The following is a 10,242-nucleotide window of genomic DNA, read 5'->3' on the forward strand; positions in this document are numbered from 1 at the left end:
TTGCCTGAAAGCTGCCGTAAATGTTTAATAAAACTTTATCAAAAGCAGCTTTGCCGTGTTTTTTTAACAAACTACTTTTACCCCGAATCAACTACACCATTATGATCAATAGAATTTTCCTTTTCATTGCACTGTGTACTACTATCCTTATTTCAGATCAATCATTTGCTCAGGACAAAAACAATCCCTGGTATATTAGTATTGGTGTAAACGCTGTAGATACCTATCCGGTAGGTGAAGACAACAGACCTTTCACCGGGGGCTTTCCTAACGAAATGTACAACGCTGAAGATCACTGGAATATACTTCCATCTTTATCTACTTTATACGTTGGACGTTATATAGGTAGTGGATTTAGTTTGGGAGTGAGAGGTTCTTTAAATAAAATTGACAAATTGGGCGATGCTCCTGCAGATGATTTGGCCTACTATGCAATTGACGGAATATTTACTTACAGTTTCCGCGATGCTTTATTTGGTGAAGGAGGATGGTTTGATCCCTATTTAGGGCTTGGTGGTGGTTACACCTTTGTGGGCGATCAACCCAGTTTTGGTACCGCTAATGGTACCGTAGGTTTAAAAATCTGGTTAGGAGAGTCTATAAATTTAAACCTCTCTTCTACTTATAAACATGCATTTGAAGATAGATATGTTAAGCATATGCAACACACTGCAGGTATTGGTTTTGCCTTTGGCGGAACTGATAGTGACGGTGATGGCATCTTCGATAAAGATGATGAATGCCCCGATACACCAGGACTTGCCGAATTTAACGGATGTCCAGATTCTGACGGTGATGGAATTAAAGACAGTGAAGATGCGTGTCCTGAAGTTGCCGGATTACCAGAATTTAACGGATGTCCAGATTCTGACGGTGACGGTATAGCCGATCCTAATGATGAGTGTCCTGAGACAGCAGGATTAGCTGCTCTTAATGGATGCCCTGACGCTGATGGCGACGGAGTAAAAGACTCAGAAGATAATTGTCCGAATGAGGCAGGACCTGCCGAAAATGACGGATGTCCTTATAAAGATCAGGATAATGATGGTGTGTTAGATAAAGACGATGAGTGTCCTACTGTGCCAGGTACCGTTGCAAATAACGGATGTCCGGAAGTGACTGTAGCTGTATTGGAAGAGATTAATGTACAGGTAAGAACAGTACTTTTTGATCTGGACAAAGCAACAATACGTAAAGAATCTTACGAAACCTTAAATGCGGTTGCAGTAACAATGAAAGAATATCCAAATACCCAATTCCTTATTGAAGGTCATACCGACAGTCAGGGTTCTGATAGTTATAACATGAATCTTTCTAAAGAGCGCGCAGCTTCTGTAAAAGATTATTTAGTAGGCCAGGGCTTACCTGCAAGCAGACTTTCATCAGAAGGTTTTGGAGAAACCAGACCTGTTGCAACCAATGCAACTGCAGCCGGAAGACAGAAAAACAGAAGGGTAGAAATATCCTTAATTGACTAAAAACATAGAACTTATTGAGCAGCAGTGTCAAAACACACTAAAACTAATTTAACACTCTTAACTGAATTTTATTAATTTTGGCTTTGCTGCTTAATTTTAACAAATTACATTTGCTTTCGATTAACACTTAATTTTACTTACTTAACATGAAAACTCTTACTAAACTATTTTTATTTGCAGCTTTTGCTCTTGCGAGTCTAAGTACAGCAAATGCTCAAGACAAAAACAACCCGTGGGGTGTTCGTATTGGGGTTAATGCAGTTGATACGTATCCTGTAAGCCCTGATAACAGACCATTTACCGGTGGTTTTATCAACGAATTTTTCAACCAAAGAGATCACTGGAATATTCTTCCTTCTGTTTCTACCTTATATGTAGGTCGTTACATTGGTAGTGGTTTTGCTCTTGGTGTACAAGGTTCTATCAATAAAATTGACAAGCTTGGAGATGCTCCTGCTGATGATTTAGCTTACTATGCAATTGATGGTATGTTCAGCTATAGCCTTCGTGACCTTATCAACGGTGAAGGTGGCTGGTTTGATCCTTACCTGGGTGCAGGTGGTGGTTACGTGTTTGTAGGTGATATGCCTAGCCACGGTACTGCTAACGGAACTTTAGGTATCAAATTTTGGTTAAGTGATAACATCAACCTTGATTTCTCTTCAACTTACAAGCACGCTTTCGAAGATCATTATACTAAGCACATGCAGCACGTAGTTGGTGTAGGTTTCGTATTTGGCGGAACTGATACTGACGGTGATGGTATCTACGACAAAGACGATGAGTGTCCTGAAACTCCAGGTGTAGCTGAGTTTAACGGATGTCCTGATACTGACGGTGACGGAATCAAAGACTCTGAAGATGCTTGTCCTGAAGTAGCTGGTCTTCCAGAATTTAACGGATGTCCTGATACTGACGGTGATGGTATCGCTGATAACGAAGATGCTTGTCCTGAAGTAGCTGGTCCTGCTGCAACTAACGGTTGTCCTGATGCTGACGGTGACGGTGTAAATGACTCAGAAGATGAGTGTCCTAACGAAGCTGGTCCTGCTGCTAACAACGGTTGTCCTTATGCTGACAGAGATGGTGACGGTGTTCTTGACAAAGATGATAAGTGTCCAGATGTTGCCGGTACTGCTGCTAACGACGGATGTCCTGGTGTAGATGCTAGCGTTCTTGAAACACTTAACGGTGAAGCTGGTCGTATTCTTTTCGATACAGATAAAGCTACCATCAGAACTTCTTCTTACGAGACTCTAGATCGTATCGCTGAGATCGTTAAACAATATCCTAACGCTCAATTTGAAGTAGAAGGTCACGCTGATAGCCGTGCAAGTAATGCTTACAACATGGATCTTTCTGAAAGAAGAGCTCAATCTGTTGTAGATTACCTTACTTCTAAAGAAGGTGTAAACGGAAGCCAGTTATCTATTAAAGCTTACGGTGAAGAGCAGCCTATCGCTCCTAACACTACAGCTGCTGGTATGCAACTTAACAGACGTGTAAAACTTACTTTAAAGTAAGAAATAAGCAGATGTAAAATCTGAATTATTAAATACAGAAAACGCCCTGATTAATCAGGGCGTTTTTTATTTTAGACCTATGACAACATTTATAGACGAGGTTATTTCAGATTTTTTGAGCAGACATTCTCAAAATCTTGTAAACACAGTTGTAATCTTACCTTCTAAGCGAGCAGGCGCATTCTTCACAAAAAAGCTACGTCTACATCTTGAGGGGCAATTTACATTTCTTCCGAAAACCTTAAGTATTGAAGAGCTAATAGAGGATATCTCAGGGCTTACAGCAGCATCGTCTACGCAGCTTCAGGTAGAATTATATCAGGTTTATCTACGGGAATGCCCCGAAGACGAACCCGAGAATTTTCTAAGCTTTCTGGGTTGGGCACAGACCCTCATAGGAGATTTTAATGAAATTGACCGGCATCTCATACCCCAGGAGTCCTTTTTCGATTATTTAAGCGCCGTAAAGGAGCTTAACCAATGGTCTACAGAACAACCCACTGAATTGATTTCAAATTATCTGAAATTCTGGAGGTCGGTAAAAACCTATTATTCTGCATTTACAAAACATCTAATAGAAAAAGGTATCGCCTATCAGGGCATGCTTTATAGAGAATCGGTCTCCCGGATCGAAAGCTATTTAAATAACGATCAAAATAATTATATCTTTTGTGGTTTCAACGCTTTAAACAGGGCCGAGCAGCAATTAATTAGAACATTTCTACAACGCAAAGGAACCCATATTTACTGGGATTTAGATCCTTATTTCAGAACCGGGCAAAACCACATAGCCCATACCTTTATAAGTAAATATCTTGAGGAATGGTCTGAATTAAAAGCAAACAGTACGCTTTTACCTGAAGCACAAAGCAACTTCAACACTCCAAAAACCATAAAATCTATCGGTATTGCCCAAAATATAGGGCAGATCAAATACGTGGGTCAAATTTTAGAAAGCTTTTCTCCCGATGATATTAATGATACCGCAGTAGTGCTGGGAGACGAGAGCCTTCTTCTGCCACTGCTCAATTCCCTTCCTCCCGGGGTGAAAACGGTAAATGTCACGATGGGGCTTTCTTTAGATCAGATCTCACAGGCTGCCTTCTTTGAAACCTGGTTTCAGCTTCAGATCAACAAAAGGGATTCAGAATATTATTATAAAGATGTTCTTGCTCTTTTAGATCAACCTTATGCCATTGCGTTACTGGGCGGCTCCAGAAACCTACTTAAAGCGAAAATCACTTCCAAAAATCTCATTTATTTAAAACCTCAGGAACTGGTAGCACATAACCAGGCTGTAAACCTGCTTTTTGAAGACTGGAAAGATGCGTCACAAGCAGCAATTACTGCGAGTTTAAACCTAATAGACCAGCTTAAGGCGATTATGCAGGCTGAACAAAAATGGATCGAACTCGAGTTTTTAGCCGCCTTTGAGCGCCTCTTCAATCAACTTGGCGATCTAAACGCCTCTTATCCCTATTTCAATACGGTAAAGACCTTAAGACAGTTTTACCGCGATTTGCTTCAAAAAGAAACACTTGACTTTAAAGGAGACCCTTATCAGGGATTACAAATTATGGGCGTTCTTGAATCGCGTGTGATCGATTTTAAGCACGTCATCATTACTTCTCTTAACGAAGGCACGCTGCCTTCAGGGAAAAGTCAGAACAGTTTCATTCCTTTCGATCTTAAGATTGAATACAATCTGCCTACATACCGGGAGAAAGATGCTATCTACGCCTATCACTTTTTTAGATTGCTGCAACGCGCCGAAACAGCACATTTGCTCTTCAACAATGAAGCTTCCGGACTTAATTCGGGCGAAAAGAGTCGGTTTTTACTACAACTAGCAACAGATTCTGAAGCACTATATCACTATTCTGAAAGTACCGCTTCGGCTTCTGTAAAAATCGAACCACCCAAACTCAAAGCAGTCTCAAAAACTCCGGAATTGATTGAAAGCCTCAAAAAACACGCGCGATCGGGGTTTTCGCCATCGGCACTTACCACGTACATCAGGAATCCCATTGATTTTTATTATAAATATGTACTGGGTATTCAAGAGCTGGAAGAAGTAGAAGATACGATTGCTCACAATACCTTGGGTACCGTTGTTCACGAAAGTCTGGAGCAACTGTACAAGCCCTATTTAAATGAGGTGCTTTCACCTGCGATTCTCCAAAATCTCCTGAAGCAATGCGATGCAGAAGTATCCCGTCAATTTGAGCTCTGTTATAATATAGGGAATATCAAAACGGGTAAAAACCTCATCATTTTTAATGTTGCCAAGCAATTTGTTCGCAATTTCTTACAGGCCGAACTTGCGCAGCTCGAGGCCGGCTCAGAAATTTTGATCACCGGTCTTGAACTTAAGTTTGAAACCCAAATAAGACCCGACTTAAAACTAAAAGGTACCGTAGACCGAATGGACCGTGTAGACGGTACATTGCGTATTCTGGACTATAAAACAGGAAGGGTTGAAGCCGGTGAACTGGTCATCAAAGACTGGGAAACCCTTATTACCGATTATAAGAAACAATCCAAGGCTTTTCAGGTGCTTTGCTACGCGCTTATGCTTTCTAAAGAGAAAAGCCTTCCTGAGCAGGCTGAGGCGGGCATTATTTCCTTTAAAAATCTTGGAAGAGGATTTCTCAAACTCAGTGAGTCTAAAGAGACCTCCATAACACCTGAACTGCTGGAGACCTTTGAAGTCTATTTAAACAGGCTCATCGATGAAATTCTGGACATAAACACTCCGTTTATTGAGAAAGAGGTTTAAAGCAAGTACTTAATCGAAATTCTTCGTGTAACAAATTTCACCGAAGTATAACTTATAGGTATAAACCTGTTATATTTTAAAAAATGGAAACACAACCTAACAACCTGAACACCTTTAAAATTCTCATGGTAATTAAAGGAGTCTTTAATCTTCTGGCGGCATTATTCTTTGCAGGCTACGGTTTTTTTGTGAGTATGATATTTACTAACATCAATCAGGGTGAGCTTGAAAACGCTCCATTTGACGTAGGTACGTTTCTGGGTGTATTCTCGGGAATAGGCTTTGTTGTGATGCTTGTATTTGCTATTCTTACCTTTATGGCCGCAAAATATTTGGGCGAAACGCGTAAGCATACGTTTATCACAGTAGTTTCAATACTCAACTGCTTCACCGGTATTTTAGGGATACTTTTGGGAATATTTACCCTTATTGAGATCAATAAGCCACACGTAAAACCTTTATTTAACAAAAACCCGGCATAGATTAAGTCATAGAAATCAAAGGAAAAACCCCTTTTTTTAACCTAAGGGGTTTTTTATTTAGAATGATTTTTAGACTCCATTGTTTAGGACCGTGCTCTTAAGAAAAAAATCCGGCACTTTGCCTCTTGCTCATTTTCAGCACTTTCTACTGAAATCCGTAAAAATCAAACGACGAAACAGCTGCTCCAAAGACCTGTTACGGAATGGAAATTCCCATTCCACATCTACCTTCAACACCGCTAAAGGCTAAGGTTCAATAATTTTTGAACTAAAATAAAAGCTATTTTAGAGGAATGAAGTGCGTGTTTTTTTCATCTCTATTAGCTTTTCTTATTCCCCTGCTTTTTATCGGCTCTTATGCGCAGCAGCCCGAAGCAAAGACCGTTGACAGTTCGGCTTATTATAGTGATCTGCTGATGGATCTTCAGGGTGGGAGCGATTTTAATAGGGCTATCCATTTTTTTGAAAGGAATTATGAGAAAAATCTTTCGGAATCTAAACCCATAGCGGCCGCACTAAATCTTGAGGTCCTCGCTAACACCGAATATAAAATTGGCGACTACAATTCCAGTGAAAGTCTTTCGGTAGAAGCCTTAAAACTTCTTGATCTAGAAAATGATGCCGACACTCAGGTGATTAAAACACGTATTTATAATCTGTTGGGCCTTTTGTATGCAAACCTTGAGAATTACGAAAAAAGTAAAACCTACTACGGCAGAAGTCTCCAATTGGCCAAAACCACCTCAGACAGTCTTTATGTGCTAATCAATATGAGTGCAGTTTTGCGTGCCGAAAAAAACTACGAGACCGCAATAGATACGCTTAACTATGCGCTGAATCGTGCAAATACACCCCGGTATACCAGGTTGGCGGGCGATTTATTAGACAATCTGGGCTATACCGAGTTGCTGGCTCAAGAAGAAGAAAGCCTGATGCATCTTAAACAATCTTTAGCCATAAGACTGCAGCTTCACGATACTCTGGGTATATTTTCTAATTACAGAAACCTCAGTAGCTACTACAAACAGGTTCCCGATACCCTTACGGCTATTGATTATGCCAGAAAGGCCTATTCCCTCTCTAAGTATATACCAGATCCTGCTTACGAACTGGAAGCTTTAGGTCTCATAGCAGACCTGGATACGCTTGAGTACATAGAGCGTTTTAAATACCTAAGTGATAGCCTTAAAGAGTCTGCACTTACAAGGCAAAATAAGTATGCAGCTCTAAAATATGACGTGGCCAGAGAACAAAGGCAAACCCAACTGGCCCTGTTGGAGCGTGATCGCGAAAAACGGTTAAAAACCATTTATGTGCTCACACTGGTGCTCGGGGTCGTTGTAATTTTGGGCTTTAGTGTCCTTTCTCATTTCAAACAGAAGCAAAAACAACTTGATGCAATTCGTAAAACAGAGGCAAGTATTTCAAAAAAAGTGCACGACGGTCTGGCAAACGACACCTTTCAGGTAATTTCTGAACTGCAGAATCTCGAAAACATACCCGACCATATTTTAGCAAAACTGGACAAGATTTATCTGGAAACCCGGGATATTTCAAAAAATCACAGTCCGCTTATTGATGGTAACAACTTCAAAGATCAGTTGGTGAGCAGGCTCAGTTCCTATAAGTCTGAAAACTTCAACGTAATTACCCGTAATCTCAATGGAATTGATTGGGAAAAATTCAGCAAAAATAAAAAGGATGCCATCTATATGGTTCTGGGCGAGTTGATGACCAATACCAAAAAACACAGCAAGGCCAGTCTGGCTCTGATAAGCTTTGAAGAAAAAGGCAAAAAATTACAGATTACATTTAAGGATAATGGCCTTGGAAATGAAATAAAAAAGGGAAATGGTATCCAAAATATGGAATTCCGTATTTTTTCATTAAATGGAACCATTAGCTTTGAACCCGAGCCCGGGAAGGGGCTCAAGGTTCAAATACTGGTGTAATATGTTTAAAAAAGTTTTGATCGCCGAAGACCTGGTTTGGAACACCCAACGCTTTGAGCAACAACTTCTTGAAGCAGGAGTTGAAGAGATCGTGATTACAGAATATTGTGATGATGCATACCTGCGGTATATAAAGGCTTTAAAAGATGAAAAACCCTTTGATCTGCTTATCGCAGACCTTTCTTTTAAGCAGGATCACCGCCAGCAAAATCTGTATAGCGGTGACGAACTTATAGCAGCCATACGCAAGCTCGAAGAGCCCCTAAAAGTCATTGTTTTCTCTATGGAAGAGCGCCTGCAGCGCATCAGGCTTTTATTTGATGATCAAAAAATTAACGCGTATGTCTTTAAAAGTCGCAGAAGTCTTGAAGACATGGCTGAAGCTTTAAATGCAGTACATCATGGTCAACGCTATATCTCACCACAGGTAGCTGCCGCTTTAGGAAGCCGGGAAAATCTCGATATTGAAGAGTATGATATTCTGCTGCTTGAAGCTATCGCAAAGGGATTATCTAATCGCGAAATAAGCGAGCGCTTTAAGGAACGTACTATCAAACCTAACGGAATCAGCTCTATCGAAAAGAGATTGAGTAAACTACGTACCGATTTTAAGGCTACAAATGCCACCCACCTTATCGCAGTGGTTAAAGATTTAGGTCTTATTTAAGATTAAGTCCTAAACGTAAAAAACCCGACACAGTTTATGTATCGGGTTTAAACTAAGTGGAGAAGATCGGGCTCGAACCGACGACCTTTTGACTGCCAGTCATAGTATTTAATTTAATAAATGTTATCTTTTAGTAGCATTTATAGGGCTTGACAGAATTTTTCATCAATCTGCATTATCAGATAATAACTTTTATTTGCAGTTTTTATCAGGTAATGTTTTACTGAGGTTTTACAAAGAGTCCACTTAGTAAGTTACGCCTAATGCATTCTTACTATTATAATTTAAAAGGTAATCATAAGCTCTTGACTCTATATTACTGTTGAAATTCATATTTAAGGGTATATACCATCTTTCCTTTTTATAGATGATAATTTTAAACTCTTTTAAAGGATAATTATTCTGAATCTCAGATAAGTTTTCGTCAGCCTTTATTCCAAACTTTTTAATAAGGTTTGGAATTGTATTATAAACACTATTAATTATCCAGACTTTCCAAGCAAAATATGTTGTTATCCAAAAACTAAAAAAGTAGCCTAACGAAATATTACTAAATGGTATTTCTGACCTAATATCCCATTCAATGAAAAAGTAAACTAATATGAAAAGTCCAATTAAAACTAATGTTATAATGTTCTTAGATTGAAAATCTATAAAATTCTCCTTAGGTTTAAGAGATAAATCCTTAAATGAAAAATAGAATTTCAAATTAAGAGCTAGGATAATTAAACCTAAAAATAGCAATATAAAATACTGAAAGTTCGCTAATAGGAAAGATATGGCCTCTCCTATTCCAATTGCCAGTAAAAAACTGATCGAAATAAATATTACTAACGTGAATAGAGCTACTAAAAAATTAATAACACTGTGTAATTTTCTGAATTGAATCATTTTTTTGAATTATTTTTCAAGTGAAAATGTATTTTTAAATACATCAGAAAAGGTTATTGTGTTATAAAAGCAACTTGCTTCTACACGTATACATTCATTATCTGACAATAGAAAAACTTTGATGCAATCTGAGCCAACCTCATCATAGTATTCAATAAAAAATTTAAAGAGGTGATTGCTATAAACCTCTTGATTTTCCATGTAAAACTGGCTTAACAAAGCTGTATCATCTTCAATTGTCGACAATTGTTCAAGTTTGAGTTTAAAGGACTCTTCTTCCAGATAGAATAGCTTCAGCTCATTTAATTGTCTGTAAACATCCAAGAACTCCATATCCTCTGAGTGAGCATCCCCCAAAAATTAGGACAGTAATTTAAGTTCCAAAATAACTTTAAATTTACTGTTTTATGACACGAAGAAAATTCACACCCAAGTTCAAGACCAAAGTGGTTTTAGAAGCTCTCAAAGAG

The 10,242-nt window shown here is 38.9% G+C and carries 8 protein-coding genes; 6 read left to right on the forward strand and 2 right to left on the reverse strand.

Features of this window, described 5'->3' with window-relative positions; all coding sequences use genetic code 11:
• Positions 1–101: 101 nt before the first annotated feature.
• The 6 genes from LLW17_RS04035 (at position 102) to LLW17_RS04060 (ending at position 8,881) form a co-directional block, all read left to right on the forward strand.
• Positions 102–1,478: an OmpA family protein gene (locus LLW17_RS04035; RefSeq protein ID WP_228228976.1), complete on the forward strand. Its 1,377-nt coding sequence runs from the start codon at positions 102–104 to the stop codon at positions 1,476–1,478.
• Between the two features lie 146 nt (positions 1,479–1,624).
• Positions 1,625–3,001, forward strand: a complete 1,377-nt coding sequence (locus tag LLW17_RS04040) for an OmpA family protein (RefSeq protein WP_228228977.1) — start codon at positions 1,625–1,627, stop codon at positions 2,999–3,001.
• 79 nt (positions 3,002–3,080) lie between these two features.
• Positions 3,081–5,780, forward strand: a complete 2,700-nt coding sequence (locus LLW17_RS04045; protein WP_228228978.1) for a PD-(D/E)XK nuclease family protein — start codon at positions 3,081–3,083, stop codon at positions 5,778–5,780.
• A gap of 83 nt (positions 5,781–5,863) precedes the next feature.
• Positions 5,864–6,262, forward strand: coding sequence for a hypothetical protein (locus LLW17_RS04050; RefSeq protein ID WP_228228979.1), 399 nt, complete (start codon positions 5,864–5,866; stop codon positions 6,260–6,262).
• 293 nt (positions 6,263–6,555) lie between these two features.
• Positions 6,556–8,214 (forward strand): tetratricopeptide repeat-containing sensor histidine kinase, encoded by a 1,659-nt coding sequence (locus tag LLW17_RS04055; RefSeq protein WP_228228980.1) that lies wholly within the window; start codon positions 6,556–6,558, stop codon positions 8,212–8,214.
• Position 8,215: 1 nt separating this feature from the next.
• A complete protein-coding gene (locus LLW17_RS04060) occupies positions 8,216–8,881 on the forward strand; it encodes a helix-turn-helix domain-containing protein (protein WP_228228981.1) in 666 nt (221 codons plus the stop codon).
• Positions 8,882–9,127: 246 nt separating this feature from the next.
• On the opposite strand, the gene LLW17_RS04065 is transcribed toward LLW17_RS04060, so the two are convergent.
• Both LLW17_RS04065 and LLW17_RS04070 read right to left on the reverse strand, forming a co-directional pair.
• On the reverse strand, positions 9,128–9,772 hold the full coding sequence (locus tag LLW17_RS04065; RefSeq protein ID WP_228228982.1) for a hypothetical protein: 645 nt from the start codon (positions 9,770–9,772) through the stop codon (positions 9,128–9,130).
• 9 nt (positions 9,773–9,781) lie between these two features.
• Positions 9,782–10,129: a hypothetical protein gene (locus LLW17_RS04070; protein ID WP_228228983.1), complete on the reverse strand. Its 348-nt coding sequence runs from the start codon at positions 10,127–10,129 to the stop codon at positions 9,782–9,784.
• Positions 10,130–10,242: the final 113 nt, after the last annotated feature.

This window comes from Leeuwenhoekiella parthenopeia (assembly GCF_020782115.1).
In the GTDB taxonomy this organism is placed as follows: Bacteria; Bacteroidota; Bacteroidia; order Flavobacteriales; family Flavobacteriaceae; genus Leeuwenhoekiella; species Leeuwenhoekiella parthenopeia.

Coding starts and splice junctions, on each gene's coding strand:
- LLW17_RS04035 (WP_228228976.1), top strand. CDS start 102: ATGATCAATAGAATTTTCCTTTTCATTGCACTGTGTACTACTATCCTT.
- LLW17_RS04040 (WP_228228977.1), top strand. CDS start 1,625: ATGAAAACTCTTACTAAACTATTTTTATTTGCAGCTTTTGCTCTTGCG.
- LLW17_RS04045 (WP_228228978.1), top strand. CDS start 3,081: ATGACAACATTTATAGACGAGGTTATTTCAGATTTTTTGAGCAGACAT.
- LLW17_RS04050 (WP_228228979.1), top strand. CDS start 5,864: ATGGAAACACAACCTAACAACCTGAACACCTTTAAAATTCTCATGGTA.
- LLW17_RS04055 (WP_228228980.1), top strand. CDS start 6,556: ATGAAGTGCGTGTTTTTTTCATCTCTATTAGCTTTTCTTATTCCCCTG.
- LLW17_RS04060 (WP_228228981.1), top strand. CDS start 8,216: ATGTTTAAAAAAGTTTTGATCGCCGAAGACCTGGTTTGGAACACCCAA.
- LLW17_RS04065 (WP_228228982.1), bottom strand. CDS start 9,772: ATGATTCAATTCAGAAAATTACACAGTGTTATTAATTTTTTAGTAGCT.